The sequence below is a fragment of the Streptomyces lunaelactis genome, assembly GCF_003054555.1.
Classification (GTDB): domain Bacteria; phylum Actinomycetota; class Actinomycetes; order Streptomycetales; family Streptomycetaceae; genus Streptomyces; species Streptomyces lunaelactis.
This window is the reverse complement of sequence record NZ_CP026304.1, coordinates 2,553,632-2,572,465: the sequence shown is the minus strand read 5'-3', so window position 1 is coordinate 2,572,465 and position 18,834 is coordinate 2,553,632. Positions and strand designations below refer to the sequence as shown.

General features: G+C 71.6%; 14 protein-coding genes and 1 pseudogene. 4 read left to right on the top strand and 11 right to left on the bottom strand.

The window, feature by feature from the left end; translation table 11 throughout:
- A complete protein-coding gene (locus SLUN_RS11630) occupies positions 1–2,049 on the top strand; it encodes an MDR family MFS transporter (RefSeq protein WP_108148418.1) in 2,049 nt (682 codons plus the stop codon).
- Between the two features lie 26 nt (positions 2,050–2,075).
- Here SLUN_RS11630 and SLUN_RS11625 read toward each other — a convergent pair whose 3' ends face one another.
- The 4 genes from SLUN_RS11625 to SLUN_RS11610 all read right to left on the bottom strand — a co-directional run bounded on the left by SLUN_RS11625 (position 2,076) and on the right by SLUN_RS11610 (position 4,900).
- Entirely contained in the window at positions 2,076–2,555 is a 480-nt protein-coding gene (locus SLUN_RS11625; RefSeq protein WP_175291099.1) for a GNAT family N-acetyltransferase, read from the bottom strand.
- Positions 2,556–2,681: 126 nt separating this feature from the next.
- Entirely contained in the window at positions 2,682–3,008 is a 327-nt protein-coding gene (locus SLUN_RS11620; protein WP_108148417.1) for an antibiotic biosynthesis monooxygenase family protein, read from the bottom strand.
- Positions 3,009–3,049: 41 nt separating this feature from the next.
- Positions 3,050–3,730, bottom strand: coding sequence for an O-methyltransferase (locus tag SLUN_RS11615; RefSeq protein WP_108148416.1), 681 nt, complete (start codon positions 3,728–3,730; stop codon positions 3,050–3,052).
- Positions 3,731–3,745: 15 nt separating this feature from the next.
- Positions 3,746–4,900: a DUF2330 domain-containing protein gene (locus tag SLUN_RS11610; protein WP_108148415.1), complete on the bottom strand. Its 1,155-nt coding sequence runs from the start codon at positions 4,898–4,900 to the stop codon at positions 3,746–3,748.
- A gap of 317 nt (positions 4,901–5,217) precedes the next feature.
- Between SLUN_RS11610 and SLUN_RS11605 the strand changes: the two genes are divergently transcribed.
- A complete protein-coding gene (locus SLUN_RS11605; RefSeq protein ID WP_108154680.1) occupies positions 5,218–7,188 on the top strand; it encodes a bifunctional glycosyltransferase 87/phosphatase PAP2 family protein in 1,971 nt (656 codons plus the stop codon).
- 124 nt (positions 7,189–7,312) lie between these two features.
- Entirely contained in the window at positions 7,313–7,846 is a 534-nt protein-coding gene (locus SLUN_RS11600) for a serpin family protein (protein WP_108148414.1), read from the top strand.
- 984 nt (positions 7,847–8,830) lie between these two features.
- On the opposite strand, the gene SLUN_RS11595 is transcribed toward SLUN_RS11600, so the two are convergent.
- On the bottom strand, positions 8,831–10,087 hold the full coding sequence (locus tag SLUN_RS11595; protein ID WP_302851572.1) for a cytochrome P450: 1,257 nt from the start codon (positions 10,085–10,087) through the stop codon (positions 8,831–8,833).
- A gap of 290 nt (positions 10,088–10,377) precedes the next feature.
- On the opposite strand from SLUN_RS11595, the gene SLUN_RS11590 reads away from it, so the two are divergent.
- Positions 10,378–11,547: a steroid 3-ketoacyl-CoA thiolase gene (locus tag SLUN_RS11590; RefSeq protein ID WP_108148413.1), complete on the top strand. Its 1,170-nt coding sequence runs from the start codon at positions 10,378–10,380 to the stop codon at positions 11,545–11,547.
- Between the two features lie 87 nt (positions 11,548–11,634).
- On the opposite strand, the gene SLUN_RS11585 is transcribed toward SLUN_RS11590, so the two are convergent.
- The 6 genes and pseudogenes from SLUN_RS11585 to SLUN_RS11560 form a co-directional block, all read right to left on the bottom strand.
- On the bottom strand, positions 11,635–12,456 hold the full coding sequence (locus SLUN_RS11585; RefSeq protein ID WP_108148412.1) for an ECF transporter S component: 822 nt from the start codon (positions 12,454–12,456) through the stop codon (positions 11,635–11,637).
- Positions 12,453–14,212 (bottom strand): annotated as a pseudogene (locus tag SLUN_RS42040) (ABC transporter ATP-binding protein). The gene SLUN_RS11585 and the pseudogene SLUN_RS42040 overlap by 4 nt, the downstream one beginning before the upstream one ends.
- Positions 14,209–15,315 (bottom strand): energy-coupling factor transporter transmembrane component T, encoded by a 1,107-nt coding sequence (locus SLUN_RS11575; RefSeq protein WP_108148411.1) that lies wholly within the window; start codon positions 15,313–15,315, stop codon positions 14,209–14,211. The pseudogene SLUN_RS42040 and the gene SLUN_RS11575 overlap by 4 nt, the downstream one beginning before the upstream one ends.
- Positions 15,316–15,398: 83 nt before the next feature.
- Complete coding sequence (locus SLUN_RS11570) at positions 15,399–16,073, bottom strand: SCO2322 family protein (RefSeq protein WP_108148410.1); 675 nt, start codon at positions 16,071–16,073, stop codon at positions 15,399–15,401.
- Positions 16,070–17,326 carry an SCO2321 family membrane protein gene (locus SLUN_RS11565; protein ID WP_108148409.1) on the bottom strand — a complete coding sequence of 419 codons (1,257 nt, stop codon included), beginning with the start codon at positions 17,324–17,326 and terminating at the stop codon, positions 16,070–16,072. Before SLUN_RS11565 ends, SLUN_RS11570 begins: the two co-directional genes overlap by 4 nt.
- A 271-nt stretch (positions 17,327–17,597) precedes the next feature.
- Positions 17,598–18,635, bottom strand: a complete 1,038-nt coding sequence (locus tag SLUN_RS11560) for a Strvi_7410 family MBL fold metallo-hydrolase (protein WP_108148408.1) — start codon at positions 18,633–18,635, stop codon at positions 17,598–17,600.
- Positions 18,636–18,834 lie beyond the last annotated feature (199 nt).

The following is an 18,834-nucleotide window of genomic DNA, read 5'->3' as shown; positions in this document are numbered from 1 at the left end:
ATGGCTCAGGAAGTGGGCACCCCCGCCGTGAGTCCGGCCCCGGGCGAGGGGCAGAACCGGCAGACCGTCATGGTCGCCATCGGTGCACTGCTGCTGGGACTGCTGCTCGCCGCCCTCGACACGACCATCGTCTCCACCGCCCTGCCGACCATCGTCAGTGACCTCGGCGGCCTGGAGCATCTGTCGTGGGTGGTCACGGCGTACATGCTGGCCGCGACCGCCGCCACGCCACTGTGGGGCAAACTGGGCGATCAGTACGGCCGAAAGAAGCTGTTCCAGACCGCCATCGTCATCTTCCTCATCGGCTCCGCCCTCTGCGGCATCGCCCAGAACATGCCCCAGCTCATCGGCTTCCGCGCGCTCCAGGGCCTCGGCGGCGGCGGGCTGATCGTGCTGTCGATGGCGATCGTCGGCGATATCGTCTCGCCGCGCGAACGCGGCAAGTACCAGGGCCTGTTCGGCGTGGTCTTCGGCGCCACCAGCGTGCTGGGCCCGCTGCTCGGCGGCTTCTTCACCCAGCACCTCAGCTGGCGCTGGGTCTTCTACATCAACCTGCCCGTCGGCGTCATCGCGCTGATAGTCATCGCCGCCGTACTGCACATCCCCGTACGCAAGACCAAGCACACGATCGACTACCTCGGCACCTTCCTCATCGCCTCCGTCGCCACCTGCCTGGTCCTCGTCGCCTCCCTCGGCGGCACCACCTGGGCGTGGGGCTCGGCGCAGATCGTCGGCCTCGCCGTCCTCGGAGCCGTACTCCTCGTCGTGTTCGTGTACGTCGAACGGGGCGTCGCCGAACCCGTACTGCCGCTCAACCTCTTCCGGATCCGCACCTTCAGCCTCGTCGCCGTCATCAGCTTCATCGTCGGCTTCGCGATGTTCGGCGCGCTGACCTATCTGCCGACCTTCCTGCAGGTCGTCCATGGCATCACACCGACCCTGTCCGGCGTGTACATGCTGCCGATGGTGCTCGGCATGCTGATCACCTCCACCGGCTCCGGCCAGATCGTCAGCCGTACCGGCCGCTGGAAGGTCTTCCCCATCGCGGGCACGGGCGTCACCGCCATCGGCCTGGTGCTGCTCCACCTGCTCGACGAGACCAGCTCCACCTGGGAGATGAGTGCGTGCTTCTTCGTCTTCGGCTCCGGACTCGGCCTGGTCATGCAGGTGCTCGTGGTGGTCGTGCAGAACGCCGTCAGCTACCAGGACCTTGGCGTCGCCACCGCCGGTGCGACCTTCTTCCGGTCCATCGGAGCGTCGTTCGGTGTCGCCATCTTCGGCATGCTCTTCACCTACGGGCTCCAGGACAAGCTCGCCGGCGCACTCGCCGGTCAGCCGGTGCCGTCCGGTGTCAGCGCCGGGCAGCTGGCCGCCGACCCGCGCGCCATCGCCGAACTGCCGCCCGCGCTGCGCCCGTCGGTGCTCCACGCGTACTCGTCGGCCATCACCAACGTCTTCCTGTACGCCGTACCCGTGGTGATGCTCGCCTTCGTCGTCGCCTGGTTCCTGAAGGAGGACAAGCTGCGCGGCTCGGTGACCGCACCGGATCCCAGCGAGACCCTGGCCTCCAACCCGGTCACCCGCTCCTCGCACGAGGAGGTGGCCCGCGCCCTGTCGGTGCTGGGCTCCCGCGAAGGCCGTCGCAAGATCTACGAGAAGATCACCGTGAAGGCGGGGTACGACATGCTGCCCGCGGCCAGTTGGCTGCTGCTGAGGATGAGACGGCACGGCACGGTGGAGCCCGGCCTGCTCGCCGACACCACGCCCGTGCCGCTGAGCGTCATCACCGACGCCGGCCGGCAGGTGGAGGAGCGGGGTCTGGCCCGCCGCGAGGGGGTACAACTGATGCTCACCGAGCGGGGACTCGAGGCCGCCATGAAGCTGGCGAAGGCCAGGGAGGAGTCCCTCTCGGAGCTGCTCGGCGACTGGTGGGGGCCGGACCGGCCGACCGATCTGGTGCAGCTGGTGGAGGAGTTGAACGCGGAGCTGTGCGGCTCGGACGCGGAGCGGCCCTACGGCCCGCCGCCGAAACGGGACCACGCGGCCTGACCGACCGGACAGGTCTCAGACACGGCCTAAAGCTCCTTGCCGTACCAGATCTCCATGTACGGACCGGAGCAGTACGCCGGGATCTCCGCGTAGCCGTGCCGGACGTACAGCGTGCGTGCCTCGATCAGATCGAGCCGGGTGTTCAGGACCATCCGCCGGGCGCCGAGTTGGCGCGCCTCGCTCTCCAGGATCTCCATCAGCAGGCCGGCGCCCTTCCTGCCGCGGAAGGCGGGGCGCATGTACACGCGCGTCAGCTCGGCGCGCTCGTCGTCGAGCATCAGCACCCCGCCGCAGGCCGCGGCCTTGTCGCCGTACCTGCCGACGGCGAACTGGCCGGTGGGCGGCGTGAGTTGCTCGACCCCGTCCCCATCGAGCCCCTGGTCGATCTCCTCGACGGTCGCGGGCCGCTTCCAGTAGCGGCTCGCGACCTCGTCGTAGTACTCGCGCCGCAGAGCACTCGCGTCGGGCGAGTCGAACGCCTCGGGAGCCAGGGTCCAGGTCGTCATGTCGATCTCTCTACCGTAGGGGCGGGCCGTTTGGCCGGCGGCCCGGTTCTTGAGCCTGGACCTGGGGCCTGTCCTCCGAGTCTTGCGGGGCACGCGTGCCCCGCAAGATCCAAACGAGAGGCGGCCCTAGGCCTTCGGAGCGGCCTGTTGGACCACCTCGAACGACCACAGCGTGGACCCGGAGGCGGCGGGCTTGGGACGCTCGCCGCCGCCCGGACCGCCGCCGCGGTGTGCCGCCTGCATCGACCCCGACATCCAGTTCTGGAAGTCCTCTTCACTGCGCCAGCGCGTGTAGACGAGGTACTGGTCGGTCCCCTCGACGGGGCGCAGCAGCTCGAACCACTCGAAGCCGTCGGAGTTCTCCACCGCGCCCGCGCGGGACGCGAAGCGCTTCTCCAGCACCTCGCGCTGCTCCTCGGGCACAGTCAGGACGTTGATCTTCACAATGCTCATGCGGCCATCCTGCCGTACGGCCCGCGCCCGAGCCGAGGGGCTCAGGCCACCACCCGCGCCAGCAGGAACCCGTCGTACCCCTTCGTGCCGACCGTCTGCACCGCCGTCGCGTCCAGCCGCGGCTCCCGGGCCACCAGCTCGTACATCTCCCGCGTGCCCACGATCGCCGGATCGGTGCTCTCCGCGTCGAGGACCGACCCGCCCCGTACCGCGTTGTCGACGATGATCACGCTGCCCGGACGGGTCAGCTTCAGCGACCACTCCACGTAATGCGGGTTGTTCGCCTTGTCCGCGTCGATGAAGACCAGGTCGAACGGGCCCGCGCCCGGCTCCGCCACCAGCTTCGGCAGGGTCTCCAGCGCCGGGCCGGTCCTGACCTCAGCGATCTTGTCGAGGCCCGCGTGGGCGAGATTCGCGCGGGCCACCTCGGCGTGCGCCGGGTCGTACTCCAGCGAGATCAGCCTGCCTCCCTCGGGCAGCGCCCTGGCCAGCCAGATCGTGCTGTAGCCGCCCAGCGTGCCGATCTCGAGGACCGTGCGGGCGCCCTGCATCTGCGCCAGCAGGTGCAGCAGCTTGCCCTGGTTCGGGGCGACGTTGATGGCGGGCAGTCCGGCCGCCTCGCTCGCCGCGAGGGCGGCGGTCAGGGCTTCGTCGGCCGGGGCGAGACGGTCGGTGACATAGCGGTCTACGGCGGTCCACTGCTCGTGGTTCTCCTGGGTCATACGCCTCAACCTATTTCAGGCGATCGGCGGCGGCACATGTATCGCCGGAGGCGGTACGACAGGCCTGCGCCGCCGCGCCCGTACGGCCAGCAGCGCCACCGCCGCCGACACGGCCAGACCCCCGCCGACCGTCAGCAGCCACACCGGGAATCCGCCCGCCGTCAACAGCTCGTCGTCGTACACCACCCGCCGGAAGGGGGTGTCCTTCGCGGCGGCCCGCAGCTCATGGTCGCCGTCGATCCGCCGCGGCTCGGGAAACTCCTGGTCCAGCGCCGTCAGGAAGGTCTCGCCGCCGCTCCCGCCCGTGAACGAGTCGATCACGCCGCTCGGCCGCACCTTCCCCGCGTACGTCACCTCCGGCGCGTCCCCGCCGATCGGGCTGCGCGGCTCCATGCGGTGCGGCGCCAGCACGAACAGCCCCAGCGACTGCGGGGTCCTGGCCAGCCGCGACAGCCGCATCGGATAGATCAGCCGGTCGCTGGCGAAGCGCAGCCGCAGCGGATCGAGCGTGCCGCGCAGCACCGAGCCCTCCGCCTCGGGGGCCAGGCGTACCGCCACGTACTCCCACTTCTGCGCGACATACGGCTTCAGCTCGGCCGTCAGACCGTCCGGCAGCTCAAAACCGTTCTGTTCGAGCCAGCCGCGCAAGGCGCCCGGATCCGTCGCCGTCAGCCGTGCGACATCGAAGTCGCCGAGGCGCTCACGGCCGACCACGCCCACCTCCGGCGCCCCCTTCCCGGGGGCTGGCGCGCCCGCGTAAACGCGGGAGTCCGACGAGAGGGGCCAGTCGTCGCCCCGGGGCCAGAAGTAGTGCCGGGTCCGGTGCTCCGGCGCGATGACCGTCTCCAGCTCGTCGAAGAGGGCGTTGTCGCCGAGCTCGACCGTGGCGCGGTTCGGCACCGGCATGATCCAGGCAGCCTTGGGCGCGTCTCCGTCAACCGTGAAGCGCATCAGGATCTGTTCCGTACGGCCGTCCCAGCCGACCACCGAGGTCTCCCGGTCGACCGACATATGAGACTGCCCGTCCAGGACCATCGCACCGCACCCACAGGCGTACGCCGGGCTGATCAGCGATCCGAGCTGCAGCGCGAGCAGCGCCAGCACCACCAGCAGGACCTGTCGCTGTCTTGGCGCGCGGACCTGCGCTGTGTCTTGTATGTTCCCCCGCATGCCCCCTGTGACGATGCTGTGGGCCTCTCGGTTCCGGCAACGCCAAACGAGACTTTCGGTCAAAACAGGGTGACAGTCAGGCGAAGAGGGGGTTGCCTGAGTCTCCTTCATGGAGCAGTGCGAGGCTCTGAGGGGTGTCTTATGGATCAGACCGGATCAGGGAGCGGGTCTGATCCATAAGACACCCCTAGGAAGCCGGCTACCCGGAACGGCCGGGATAAACAACACGAACCAGGAACACAGAACGTGGGGAGGCGCGGCGCGACGTGGCGAACGCGGAGCAGAGCGTGCACGGGAGTGCGACGACCGAGACGAGGATGGGCGCCGCCAGGGCCGCCCTGTGGCTCGTCACCGCCGTGCTCGCGATACGGCAGACAGCGGCAGTGCTCCGGCAGCCGCCCGGCGAGCGGCTCACCGAACTGGAGACCTGGATCGGTGACAACGGCGTCCTGCATGTGAAGGGCTCTCTGTACGACGCCGACAAGTTCACCGGCACGCCGTTCGCCGGACTGGTGCTGAAGCCACTGACCCGGGCCGCCGAGCAGGCGCTCGGCATCGCCTGGACCTTCGGCACGCTGCTGCTCGTCGTCGTACTCGGCCTGGTCGTCGCCCGCGCCCTGCCCGGCCCCGTGTCCCGCCGCAGCCGCCTGCTGGCGGCGCCCGTGGCCATCAGCCTGCTGATGCTCTCGCTGCCCGTGCGCAACAGCTTCAGCCTCGGCCAGACCAGCATCATCCCGGTCCTGCTGGTGCTGCTCGGCTGCTTCGCCGCGCGCGGGGAGAGATCCTCGGGCGTACTGATCGGCTTCGGCGCGGCCCTCCAGCCCACGGTGCTCCTCTTCGCCCCGCTGCTCTGGTACACCGGCCGCAAACGCGCCGCCGTCACCTCGGCGGGCACATTCGCCGCCAGCTCGGCGCTCGCCTGGGCCGCGCTGCCGAGCGACTCCTGGGCGTACTGGGTGCACCACGTCGCCGGCGCCGGGCTCGGCGCCCGCCCCGACAGCCTCGCCAACCAGTCGCTGCACGGCGCGCTGCTCCGTCTCGGCCTGGAGGGCCCGCTCGAGATCGCGCTCTTCGCCGCCCTCGCCGCGGCTGTCTGCTACTTCGGGCTGCGCCGGGCCGTCCGCTACGCCCAGGACGGCCAGTTGCTCCTCGCCGTCGCCCTGACCGGCTGTGTGGCCGTCGCCGTCTCGCCCACCGCCTGGCAGCACCAGCTGCTGTGGGTGCTCCTCGCGGTCGTCGGCCGCGTCGGCAAGCGCGCGTCGGACCGCATGCTGTGGCCCGTCCTGGTGATCCTGGCGATGACGCTGCCGGGCACGATGCTGCTGCCCAACATGGCGGTGATGCACCCCGTACGCGACAACGTCCTGCTGGTCGCGGCGCTGGCCGCGGCGGTCGCGGTGCCGTTCCTGCCGCGCACGTCGCCGTACTTCCGCCGGCCCGTGCCGACCGAGTACGCCGTGCCCCTGGCGGCCCGCTGGAGCCGGGTGCCGCTGCTGCCGTTCTGGCGGCGCGTGCTCAGCCGCCCGAACCTGCTGCTCGAACTGCTGGTGATACGGGTCGGCTACTCCGCCTACTCACACATCCGCACCGCCGCGACCGGCGGTGTGACCGCGGCGGAGGAGCACGGCCGGCAGATCTTCTCCATCGAGCAGGCGCTCGGCATCGACGTCGAACACTGGATCAACCACGCGATGGTGAAGGTGGACTGGGCCGAGTCCTTCTTCAACTTCTACTACACGTCCTTCCACTTCGTGGTGCCGCTGACCATCATGGGTGTGCTGTACGTCCGCCGCCCCAGCGACTACCGCTGGGCGCGCTCGTCGCTCGCGTTCGCGACGGTGCTGGCGCTGCTCGGCTTCTGGCTGTACCCGCTGGCCCCGCCGCGACTGATGCCCGGCATGGGCTTCATCGACACGGTGCACGGCCCGCAGGACCTGGCCAACCCCGACTACGGGGCGATGACGGCGGTCACCAACCAGTACGCGGCGATGCCGTCGCTGCACTTCGGCTGGTCGCTCTGGTGCGGCCTGGTCGTGCTCGTCCTCGCGCCGAAACTGTGGATGAAGCTGCTCGGCCTGCTCCACCCGCTGTTCACGGTCTGCGCGATCGTGGCCACGGCCAACCACTGGGTCCTGGACGCGGCGGGAGGCGCGGCGGTGGTGGGCGCGGGCTTCGGCCTGACCTACCTGCTGGCGGGCCGGCGACAGCTGCGGGTGCCGGCGGGGTCGGTGCCGGTCGCAAGAGCGGACACCCAGGTGGAAGCCCCGGTTCCGGCCGCCCCGAAGTAACACGCGCGCACCCAGGGAGTACGGGTCTTCCCCGCACCCCCTGGGGTGGATCGTCGCGTTCAGGCCAGCATCCGCCCACGGGGGCCGTTCCGCCACTTGGGGGAGTGGTGCATACCCTCGGCGCATGATCCGCCGCTTCGCCGAACGCCTGCTGCACACCCTTGCCCGCGACGACGAGGACCTGGTGTGCTCACCGGCCGGGCTGTGGCAGGGGCTTGCCGTCATGGCGGCCGGTGCGCGCGCCGAGACCGCCGACGAACTGCGAGAACTCCTGGGCGTGGCGGGCCCCGTCGCGGCCGAGGCGGTCCGTGAACTCGCCGTACGCCGTGAACCGGCGCTCGCCGCCGCGGTATGGAGCAGGAAGCCGATGCGCGAGGACTTCCGGGCCCGGCTCCCGCATGTCGGCTACGGCGGGCTGGACGACGCTGCGGCGATCGACGCATGGGTGCACGGGGCGACGTCGGGCCTCGTTGAACGCCTGCCTCTCGCACCGGACCCAGATACCTCGTTTCTCCTGGTCAGCGCCTTCGGGGTACGGGAGGCGTGGGCGACGCCCTTCGAGGACGAGGACACCGAGTACCGGCCCTTCACGGACGCGCGGGGCAATCGGGACAGGGTGCCCATGATGACGCGGAAGGTGCCGGCGGCCGGCGCGTGATGGATGGTCTTGTCGGGGTTCTGGTGGGGCCGCCCTCTGGGTCTTGATGGTTGCGACTTCGGGCCGGGTGTCAAGGGCGCTCCTGCGTCGCGTCGGCTGCGCCGATTGCGCTGCGCTTCACCCTTGACTCCCGTCCCTGCGCCGCTGAAGGGGCCTTGGGAGGGCGGCCGGGGAGCGGGGCGGTCCGCTGCTCGCGCGCGGTGCGGCGCCGTGGCCGTCTGCGGCGCGGTTCGCCCTGCGGGGCTGCGCGGTAGTGGAGTGGGGTGACGCGGGCTGGCTTAGCGGCCGTCCGTCGGGGAGCAGTTGGCGTTCAGACCCTCGCTTCGGTGGGCGGGTGGAGCCCTCCGGTCCCGGCGAAGGGGCTGTCGGCGGCTGTCGGGCCGGTGGGGATGTGACGGGTGGGGTGTTGGGGGCGGGTGTGGTGGCCCTGGGCCTGATCCTGTACACGGATTCCGGCTCCACCGGAATCCGTGTACGGGATCTGTTCTGGCGGGGTCCCGGTGGCCCCGCCGGCTGTCCTGATGCCCCGCCGACCGGCCTCGTCCGGTACCGGAGGGGCGCCACCCGCCCACGGTAGCGAGGGTCTGAACGCCAACTGCCCTCCGGCGGGCGGTCGCTGAGCCGGGTCGCCACCACCCCATTCCACTGCTGCGCAGCCCCGCAGGGCGAACCCGGCCGCAGTCGCCGACGGCGAATCGCGCCCGACCACCCCTTGCGCCGACCCTTCCCCGGCCGCCCTCCCAAGGTCCCTTTCAGCGGCGCAGGGGCGGGGGTCAGGGGTGGGCGGAGCCCATCGCGCAGCGACGCGACGCAGGAGCGCCCTTGACGCACGGTCCGGAGCCGCGACCATCAAGACCCAGAGGGCGGCCCTTGCCAGGAACAGCCGGGGCGCAGGAACCGCCAGGCCCCAGCAACCCCGGGGTCCGGCGGGAGGCAGGGGCGTGGCGGGGGGTGAGTGGCCCCTGCCTCCCACGGCAGGCCGGGTCAGCCGTGCGTGACCTGGAGCTCCTTGATGCCGTTGAGCCAGGCCGAGCGCAGCCGCCGCGGGTCGCCGGCCAGGCGCAGGCCGGGGAGGACGTCCGCTATCGCGTTGAAGATCAGGTTGATCTCCATCACGGCCAGGGACTTGCCGAGGCAGAAGTGCGGGCCTCCGCCGCCGAAGCCGAGGTGGGGGTTCGGGTCGCGGGTGACGTTGAACTGCTCGGGTGCGTCGAAGGCTTCGGGGTCGTTGTTGGCCGAGGAGTAGAAGATCCCGACCCGGTCGCCCTTCTTGATCTGCCGGCCGCCCAGCTCGAGGTCCTGGGTTGCCGTGCGCTGGAAGGAGACCACGGGCGTGGCCCAGCGCACGATCTCCTCGGCCGCCGTCTCCGGCCGCTCCCGCTTGTAGAGCTCCCACTGCTCGGGGTGGGTGAGAAACGCGTGCATGCCGTGGCTGATGGCGTTGCGGGTGGTCTCGTTGCCCGCGACCGCCAGCAGGATGACGAAGAAGCCGAACTCGTCGTTCGACAGGTTGCCTTCGTCCTCCGCCGCGACCAGCTGGGACACGATGTCCTTGGCCGGGCACTCCTTGCGGGCGGCGGCGAGGTTCATCGAGTACGAGACGATCTCCATCGCCGCCTCGGCGCCGATCTCCTCGGTGATCGCGTACTCCGGATCGTCGTACGCCGCCATCTTGTTGGACCAGTCGAAGATCTTGGCTCGGTCCTCCTGCGGTACGCCGATGAGTTCGGCGATCGCCTGGAGCGGGAGCTCCACCGCGATGTTGGTGACGAAGTCGAAGCTGCCGTCGTCCTTCGCGCCTGCCAGCGCGGTCTCGACGATCGTGCGGGCGCGGTTGCGGAGCGCCTTCTCCAGGGACCGGATCGCCCGGGGTGTGAAGCCGCGCTGGACGATCTGGCGTACGCGGGTGTGCTCCGGCGGGTCCATGTTGAGCATGATCAGCTTCTGGACCTCGATCTGGTCACGGCTGATCGACTCGTTGAACCGGATGACGGCGGTGTTGGTGTTGGAGGAGAAGAGCTCGGGGTGCGTGGAGACGTGCTTGACGTCGGCGTGCCGGGTGACGGCCCAGTAGCCGTCGTCCTGGAAGCCGGAGATACCGGACGGCTGGGTGCACCACCAGACCGGGGCGGTCTTGCGCATCTCGGCGAACTCCGGGTGGGGGACCCGGGCTTGGAGCAGATCGGGATCGGTGAAGTCGAACCCTTCGGGCAGATGGGGGCAGTCCTTCGGCAGCTTCAAGGTCAACTCCAGGTCTGGCGGTGGTGTCGGTGACACGGGTGGTCACGGGGGTGTTGATGACACGGCTTGTCTGACGACCCATCAGAAGTTGACCGAAAGGTAGTAACGAGTTCTACAAGTGGCAAGGGTCACGGCGGGATCTGTTGCGGGCAAGGGGTGCGGTAGGGGCGTGCAAGACCCTTGCGTACCGGGGGTAGCACTCATAAGACTGCTCTGAGAACTAGAACGCGTACTAGTTCGGCCGTAGGGCGCCGGGACGCTCAGCGGCTGAGTGAGGAGAGGACGAGCTCATGGCCGCGGAACCCGTCATCGTCGAAGCCGTACGCACCCCCATCGGCAAGCGCGGAGGCGCGCTCGCCAACCTGCACCCCGCCTATCTGCTGGGCGAGACCTACCGCGAACTCCTCGGCCGCACCGGCATCCACGCCGACTGCGTCGAGCAGGTGGTGGGTGGCACGGTCACCCACGCCGGCGAACAGTCCATGAACCCCGCGCGCAACGCCTGGCTGGCGATGGGGCTTCCGTACGAGACCGCGGCGACGACCGTGGACTGCCAGTGCGGTTCCTCGCAGCAGGCCGGCCATATGGTCGCGAACATGATCTCGGCCGGTGTCATCGACATCGGCATCAGCTGCGGGGTCGAGGCGATGTCACGGGTGCCGCTGGGCAGCGGGTCCAAACACGGCCCCGGCAAGCCGTTCCCCGACGAGTGGAACGTGGATCTGCCGAACCAGTTCGAGGCGGCCGAGCGCATCGCCCGTAATCGTGGGCTGACCCGCGAACGGGTCGACTCCCTGGGGCTGCTGTCGCAGGAGCGGGCGGCCGCGGCGTGGTCCGAGGAGCGCTTCAAGCGCGAGACGTTCGCCGTGCAGGTGCCCACGACCGAGGAGGAACAGTCCGCCGGGCAGGGCATGTGGCGGCTCGTCGACCGTGACGAGGGGCTGCGGGACACCAGCATGGAGGCGCTCGCCAAACTGAAGCCGGTCATGCCGACCGCTGTGCACACCGCCGGCAACTCCTCGCAGATTTCGGACGGAGCGGCCGCCATCATGTGGTCGTCCAAGCGGATGGCGCGCGCCCTGAAGCTCAGGCCGCGCGCCCGGATCGTCGCGCAGGCGCTCGTCGGCTCGGACCCGCACTACCACCTCGACGGGCCGATCGACGCGACGCGCGCGGTGCTCGGCAAGGCGGGCATGTCGCTCAGGGACATCGACGTGGTGGAGATCAACGAGGCGTTCGCATCGGTGGTGCTGAGCTGGGCGCAGGTCTTCGAGCAGGACCTGGAGAAGGTCAACGTCAACGGCGGCGGGATCGCGCTCGGGCATCCGGTGGGCGCGACGGGGGCAAGGCTGATCACCACGGCTCTGCACGAGCTGGAGCGCAGGGACAAGGAGTTCGCACTCATCACGATGTGCGCGGGCGGGGCGCTGGCGACCGGAACCATCATTCAGCGGCTCTGAGCGGCCACGAGCACGAAGGCCCCGAGTTGCTCGACCAGGGGAAAGGCCGAGCATCTCGGGGCCTTCAAGAAAGCCCTGTGGGGCGCCTCACCCTCCAGGGACCCTGTCCGGGGTCTCGAATGTGACCTGCGCCTCGAAGGCGGCCCGTCGTGTGGCGCGGCGCAGCGCCTTGAGGACCGTCGAGCCGATGGTCAGGGTCAGTACGACGGTGAGCACCGCGCGCCCCAGGTCCCAGCCGAACGAGGTCGCCGCGCAGTAGGCGAGGAAGCGGACCAGGTTCTCGTGGACCGGGTCGCCGGGGTGGAACGAGATGCCGGTGGAGAGGCCGCCGATGTACGTCCAGCCCTGGAGGTTCATGACCGTGCCGTAGGCGAAGGCGGCGAGGGCCCCGTACGCCCCGAGCATCAGCAGCTCGGCGCGGCCGCGCAGCCGGTCCGGCCCCGGCAGCAGTCCGGCGCCCATCGTGAACCAGCCCATCGACAGCATCTGGAACGGCATCCACGGGCCGACACCGCCGGTGAGCAGCGCGGACGCGAACATCGTGACCGAGCCGAGTACGAAGCCGAAGCCGGGTCCAAGGACGCGGCCGCTCAGCACCATCAGGAAGAACATGGGCTCCAGGCCCGCGGTGCCCGCGCCGAGAGGCCGCAGCGCGGCGCCGACCGCGGCGAGCACGCCGAGCATCGCCACCGCCTTGGCGTCCAGCCCGGTGTCGGCGATCGTCGCGACGACGACGGCCACCAGGAGCGGGAGCAGCGCGGCGAAGAGCCAGGGGGCGTCGGCGGAGTGGGCGAGACCGGAGTCGGCGTCGGCGAGGAGCGGCCAGCCGAAGGCGATGACGCCGATCGCGCTGATCAGGGCGAGGGCGGCGATGGAGCGCGGACCGAGCCTGATCGGGCGGGCGCTCACAGGGCGTCCCTGACCTGGGCGACGGTCAGCCACTTCTGCGGGGCGAGGATCTTGGCGACCTGGGGTGCGAAGGCGGGGGACGAGACGACGACCTCGGCGGTCGGGCCGTCGGCGACGACCTCGCCGTCGGCCAGGATCACGACCCGGTGCGCGAGGTCGGCGGCCAGCTCCACGTCGTGGGTGGCCAGGACGATGGCGTGGCCCTCGGCGGCCAGATCCTTGAGGACGGCGACCAGCCGGGCCTTCGCCGCGTAGTCCAGACCGCGGGTCGGCTCGTCGAGGAGGAGGAGCGGGGGCCGCCCGGTGAGCACGATGGCCAGGGCGAGGGCGAGGCGCTGCCCCTCGGAGAGATCACGTGGGTGGGTCGCGTCCGGTACGTCGGGGAGCAGCTCGCTCACCAGGGCACGGCAGGAGCCGGGCACGGCGCCCGCGTCGTCATCGGCCGCGGCGCACTCGGCGGCGACGGTGTCCGCGTACAGCAGATCGCGCGGCTCCTGCGGTACGAGGCCGACCTGGCGGACGAGCTCGCGGGGGTGGGTGCGGTGCGGGGTGAGTCCGCTGACGAGGACGGTGCCGGAGGTGGGCTCGACCATGCCGACGAGGGTGGCGAGGAGGGTCGACTTACCGGCGCCGTTGCGCCCCATGAGGGCGACGGTTTCGCCGGGGGCGACGGTGAGGGTGAGGCGGCGGAGAGCGTCGACGCGGTCGCGACGGACGGTGAGGGCTCGGGCCTCGGCGAGCGGGATGCCGCCGTCCGGGCCGGAGCGCGCCGCCCTTGCCGGGGCGCTGCCCCGGACCGCGAGCCTCCATCGCCGGCGGGGCTCGAGGTTGCCGGCTGCGGCGGCAACGTGAGCCTGTCCGGCGTTCGAGGACACGCCCGAAGGGTGCGCGGGGTCTGGGGCGAAGCCCCGGTTACGGGAAGGGGCGGGGTGGGGAAACGCCCCGCCAGGCGCTCCCGCAGCGCACCCGCCCGCCGCCTCGCGTCCCGCACCGACAGTGCCACCGGATCCCACCCCGCCAGCCGGCCCAGCGCCACCACCGGCGGGTGCACCGGCGAGACCGCCATGATCTCGGCCGGGGCCCCGACGACCGGCGGCGTACCGGGCGCGGGCAGCAGGATGACCTGGTCGGCGTACTGCACCACCCGCTCCAGTCGGTGCTCGGCCATCAGCACCGTCGTGCCGAGGTCGTGGACCAGCCGCTGCAGCACTGCCAGCACCTCCTCCGCCGCCGCCGGGTCCAGCGCGGACGTCGGCTCGTCGAGCACCAGCACCTTGGGGTGCGGGGTCAGCACCGAGCCGATCGCGACGCGCTGCTGCTGGCCGCCGGAGAGCGTCGCGATCGGGCGGTCGCGCAGCTCGGCGAGACCCAGCAGGTCCAGCGTCTCCTCGACGCGGCGGCGCATCACCTCGGGGGCGAGGCCCAGCGACTCCATGCCGTACGCCAGCTCGTCCTCGACCGTGTCCGTGACGAAGTGGGCGAGCGGGTCCTGGCCCACCGTGCCGACGAGATCGGCGAGTTCGCGCGGCCTGTGCGTACGGGTGTCGCGGCCGTCGACGGTGACGCGGCCGCGCAGGGTGCCGCCGGTGAAGTGCGGGACCAGTCCGCACACGGCACCCAGGAGTGTCGACTTGCCGACACCGGACGGGCCGACGAGGAGCACCAACTCGCCTTCGGGGACGGTGAGATCGACCCCGCTGATCGCGGGCGCGCCGGCGTCGCCGTACGTCACCGACACGTTGTCGAAGCGGATCACGGGGTCGACTCCTTGGGTGGTACGGGGGCCACGAAGGCGGGCAGCAGCCCGATGAGGATGCTCGCGGCGGGCCACAGCGGCAGGGTCGGCGCGGTCAGCGGTACGACTGGGGGGTGCAGGGCCTCCGGATCGTAGGTACCCGCCCGGATCATCAGCACCGCGACGACCGCACCCGATCCGGCCACGAGCCAGGACCGCGGGCCCCAGCGGTCCGGGCGGTACCGGGTGCGTACGGAGCGGCGGCCGCCGAGCCGCAGCCCCGCCATCGCTGCGAGGAGCCCGGCGATGAGGAGAGGCAGCCCGTACGAAGCGCCCGCCGCGGCGAGCAGCCCGTAGGAACCGGCGCACACGCCGAGGAGCCCGCCGAGGGTGAGGACGGTGGTGGTACGGCGGACGGCGGGCGGGACGTCGGCCGTCCGCCCGTAGCCGCGCGCGTCCATCGAGGCGGCGACGGCGACGGACCGCTCCAGCGCGCCCTCCAGGACGGGCAGCCCGATCTGCACGATCGCCTTGACGCCGCCGGTGGGGCGGCCGCGCAGCCGGCGGGCGGTACGCAGCCGGACGACGTCCGCGACCATGTTCGGCGCGAAGGTCATGGCGACGACTACGGCGACGCCGGCCTCGTAGAGCGCGCCGGGGAGGGACTTGAGCAGGCGGGCGGGGTTCGCGAGGGCGTTGGCGGCGCCCACACAGATGAGGAGCGTGGCCAGCTTCGCGCCGTCGTACAGGGCGAAGAGGACCTGCTCGGCGGAGACCCGGCCGCCGATCCGGACGCCTCGGGCCCAGTCGGGCAGCGGGACTTCGGGGAGGGCGAAGAGGACGTGCGTGCCGGGGATCGGGGAGCCGAGGACGACGGAGAAGAGGACGCGGACGGCGATGACGAGCAGCCCGAGCTTGACGAAGGCCCCGTAGGAACGGGCCCAGGGCGCGTCGGTGCGCCGGGCGGCGACGACGTACCCGGCGACGCCGACGAGGAGCCCGAGGAGGAGGGGATTGGTGGTCCGGGACGCGGCGGCGGCGAGCCCGAGCGCCCAGATCCACCAGGCCCCGGCGTGCAGGGCGTTGCTCCGGTTCGCCTCGGGCGTCCGCAGCCGCGTGCGCATTCTCCAGCCCGTCCGGCGATTGAGGACACCCGCAACGGTCGTACGGGAGTTTGCGGGCGCAGCCCCCGGTTCGGAGTCCATCGTCATCGCTTGCGGCGGCGGGACTGCCACACCGCCGCCGCGCCCAGCGCCAGGACAGCCGCGAGTCCGGCCAGCAGACCTGCCGACGGGCCGCCGCCCGCCGAGTCGCCGGCCCGGTCGCCGGCCGGCTGCCCGCCGGAGGAGGCCGGGGCCTTCGGCACGTCGCCGGAGCCGGACACCTGCTCGCCGCAGCCCGACCTCGGGTAGCCGGAGATCCCGCAGAGCAGCGCGTTGCTGTTGTACCGCAGCGGCTTGGCCACCGACGCCAGCGCCTCCGCGCTCGTCGCGTCCTCGCCGACCTGCGCGCACGCGGACCGCGACGCGGGCGGCGTCTCGCCCTTCGGGGCGTCCTCCGCCGTGCCGGGGTCGATCACGAGCGCGATCCGCTTCGTGCCGTCCTTCGGCGGCGTGCGCCCGCAGATCGCCTCGAAGTCCGGAGCGGTGCGCGGCTGCGCCGAGTCCCCGCTGTCCTCGCTCACCGAGAAGCGGAAGCCGTTCACCGAGCCGTCGGCCGGCCTCGCGGTGGCAGGGCCCTCGGTGGCGTACGTCCACTTCCCGCCGCCGCTCTGCCAGAACGACCAGTAGCGGTATCCGGCCGCCTGCGCCGGACCCGCGCCCAGCACCGTGAGCGCGGCGCCGAGCGCGAGGACGAGGGACAGGAGCCGGGTACGCGTCACAGCCGCTGGTTCTTCTTGCGGCCGCTGATGAGGAAACCGGCGCCGACGCTCGCGACGAAGAACACGCCGGCGATCCACCACACCCCGATGCCGGAGTCCGAGTCCGACTCCGAGGAGTCCTTCTTCTCGGCGGCAGCGGGCTTCTGGGACTCGGGCGCCGGGCCCGTCGCGTTGAGCGCCGACACCAGGTCCATGCCGCCGAAGCTCTTCGGGTCCGCCCCGCTGGCGTGTGCCGCGAAGATCAGCTGGGCGTAGGCCGCCGGACCGGACTCCTTCGCCCAGGCCGCCGCGTTCTGCCGCAGCCACTCCAGCGGCTTCTTCGCCTGGTCACCCAGCCCCTGCGCGGACAGCGCGACAACCGCGTCCGCCGTGTTCCCGAAGTCCGGCTTGGGCGTCGGATCCGTGGCGCCGGGCATGGGCGCCGTGTCCAGGTGCCCGGTCTTCGCGAGCGCGGCCGCCAGGTACACCGCGCCGTTGTGCGCCGCGCCTTCCGCCGTCGTGGCCTTCTCGCAGACCGTTCCCTTCGCGTCCTTCTCGCCCGCGGTCACGACCAGGCCCTTGCCGTGCGCGCCGAGCACGCCCGCCGCCGTGGAGTCGGCGACGATGCCGGGGGTCTTCTGCTGGTAGACGAACGCGCCGCCGTCCTTCCCGCCGCACGGCTTCGCGAACGTCAGCAGCGCGTCGTACGGCGTCTTCCCGCCCTTCGACTTCACCGTGTCCGGCTTCTCGCCCGCCGCGGCGAGCGCGCCGATCACGAGGGAGGTGGAGTTGGCGTCGCTTGCCCCGCCGGGGTTGTAGCCCCAGCCGCCGTCCGCGTTCTGTACGGACTTCAGCCAGCCGACGGTCTTGCGCACCGTGGCGTCCTGCCCGCCGAGCGCGGCCAGCGCCTGCACGGCGACCGCGGAGGCGTTGGAGTCCGGCGGCAGCTTGGCGTCGCACGGCTTGGCGGCGTCCGCGCGGTACGAGAGGAAGCCGCCGCTCGCGCACTGCTGTCCGGTCAGCCAGTCCACGGCCTTCGCGGCGGGCTTCACACCCACGGTGTCCTGCGCGAGCAGCGCGACCGACTGCCGCCAGACACCGTCGTACGTCGGATCGCCCGCCCCGTACAGACCGGACGGCATGAGGGCCGACGGCGTCGGCTTCGGGGACGGCGCCGCGAACGCGGTCGGCGCGGCGGCCGAGGCAATGGCTATGCCGAGCACGGCGGAGGCGGCGAGCGCTGCGGCGCTGCGGCGAAGGCGAACGGTGGTCATGACGGGCTGGGCCTCTCCTGCGGGAGCCGGGCACAGGCACGCTGACGCACCAGGGCTCCGGCGCCGTATTCCTCGACGGTGCCGGCCACCGGCGGGTGCCGGTGACGCGAGCCGGTCACGACCGCGTACGGGGCATTCCGGCTCACCGCCTGCGACGGCGGTTCACGGTTGCGGGTCAGCGCCGGATTTGCACCGGCTTTCCCCCGTACGGGCATGATGACGACTCGCACACTGTACCGGCCGGTCAGTGGCCCTCGACGGCCCCCTGCGGTCAGACGGCCACGTACGTCGTGGGGACGCTCCCCGTCAGCACCTCGGCGCGCCCCAGCTTCACCAGCCGGCGCAGATGTGCCTCCGCCTCCGAGACGGCGATGTTCCGCGATCCGTACGGGATCTGCTCCCAGGGCCGGTTCCACTCCATCCGCTCGGCGACCTGCCAGGGGGTGAGGGGCACGGCCAGCAGCGCGAGCAGCCCGGTGAGCCGGTCCTCGTGGTGGGCGAGCAACTCCCGTACCCGGGACGCCGCGTCGGGGAAGGCGTACTGGTGCGCCGGGAGCACCTCGGCCGGGGCGAGGCGGCCGATGCGCTCCAGGGAGTCGAGGTAGTCGCCGAGGGGGTCGCCGGCGGTGGCGTCGTCCGGGTCCTCGTAGAGGCCGATGTGCGGGGTGATCCCGGGGAGCAGATGGTCGCCGGAGAAGAGCCGGCCATGGCCGGGTCTGCCGGCGGGGTGGGCCTCCTCCAGGTGGAGGCAGACATGGCCGGGCGTGTGGCCCGGGGTCCAGATGGCGCGCAGCCGCCGGCCTGCCAGGCCGAGGAGCTCACCGGGGACGATCTCCCGGTCGGGCAGGGCGGCGCGCAGCCCGGGCAGCGTCCGTATCCGCCCCGATGTGCGGGCCTCGCGCAGCGGCGCGGTGTGCTCGTCGGGGGCGCCGGCCCGGGTGAGTTTGTCCGCCAAGTAGTCGAGCCAGAGGGCTGGTTCGGCGTCCCGGGTGCGGCGCACCACGGCGCTGTCGGCGGCGTGCATCGCGATCCAGGCGCCGGAGGCGTCCCGCACCTGCCCGGAGAGGCCGTGGTGGTCGGGGTGGTGATGGGTGATGACCACGCCGTGTATGTCGGCGACGGAAACGCCGAGGGAGCCGAGCCCGGCGACGAGGGTGTCCCAGGAGGCCGGGTCGTCCCAGCCGGTGTCGATGAGTACGGGCCCGCTGTCGGTGTCGAGCAGATGGACCAGGGTGTGGCCGAGCGGGTTGTCCGGTATGGGCACCTCGATGGACCAGACGCCCCCGCCGTGCTCGGTCACCTGGGTCATGGTGCTCTCATCTCTGCTCGGCGGCACGGCCATTGCTCACTATAACTAGAACTCGTTCCAATGGTCGCCCAAGTCGACTGTCATTCCAGGGGAGTTGACTGACCTGCGACGATCGCTCCACTGGCCGTCCTCGCTAGTCGACGCGCCGCCGCTGATGCGGACACTCCGGACCGAATCTAGACTGGCCCGAAGTGGGGAA